The organism is Sulfitobacter sp. HI0040, from assembly GCF_001634885.1.
In the GTDB taxonomy this organism is placed as follows: Bacteria; Pseudomonadota; Alphaproteobacteria; order Rhodobacterales; family Rhodobacteraceae; genus Sulfitobacter.
Genome location: NZ_LWEX01000249.1, coordinates 1 through 739, shown reverse-complemented (window position 1 = coordinate 739; position 739 = coordinate 1). Strand labels below are relative to the sequence as shown.

Annotated in this window: 1 protein-coding gene; it reads left to right on the top strand. The window is 61.4% G+C overall.

All coding sequences use genetic code 11. The features are described 5' to 3' along the window. Nucleotides 1–228 precede the first annotated feature (228 nt). The gene (secB, locus tag A3728_RS13215) at nucleotides 229–735 is read left to right on the top strand and encodes a protein-export chaperone SecB (protein WP_067924543.1); all 507 of its coding nucleotides are present in this window, start codon (nucleotides 229–231) and stop codon (nucleotides 733–735) included. Nucleotides 736–739 lie beyond the last annotated feature (4 nt).

Here is a 739-nt window from a genome sequence, read left to right as displayed (position 1 = left end):
GTGCGCATACATACGGCAGGCGGGCCGCAACCCGGCGGGCCCGGTGGGCCGCGCGGCCCCGTGCGCCCGACCCGGGGCGGCGACGTGATAGAAGGCGACTACGTGGAGATCGACGAAACCCCGCCCACGGAGGAGCGGAACACGCAGCGGCGGGACCATTGAGGGCGCTCCGGCAAGCTGCTAAATGCGTCTGAACTTTCATTCAATCCGTTCAGCGAGGAATTCATCATGGCAGAGTCCGCCGAAGGCCAACAGCAACCCCAGCAGCAGCAACAGCAGCAACAACCGCAGATGCGCGTTCTGGGACAATTCGTCCGCGACATGTCGTTCGAAAACATCATGGCGCAGAAAGGCGTCGGCGCGGATGTTCAGCCCGATGTTCAGGTTCAGGTAAACCTCGATGCGAAGAAGCGGTCGGCGGAAAACCAGTACGAGACCGCGATCAAGCTGAACATCACCTCCAAGGGCAAGGACAGTGACATCACCCTGTTCCTGCTGGAGATTGACTACGTCGGCATCTTCAACATTCAGAACGTCGCCGAAGACCAGCTGCACCCGTTCCTGCTGATCGAATGCCCGCGCATGATCTTCCCGTTCCTGCGCCGGGTCGTCAGCGATGTGACACGCGATGGCGGTTTCCCGCCGCTCAACCTCGAAAACATCGATTTCCTGTCGCTCTACCGCAACGAAATCGCACGCCGCCAAGCCTCCGACAACCAGCCGGCTGACGCCTGAGCCG

Coding starts and splice junctions, on each gene's coding strand:
- secB (WP_067924543.1), top strand. CDS start 229: ATGGCAGAGTCCGCCGAAGGCCAACAGCAACCCCAGCAGCAGCAACAG.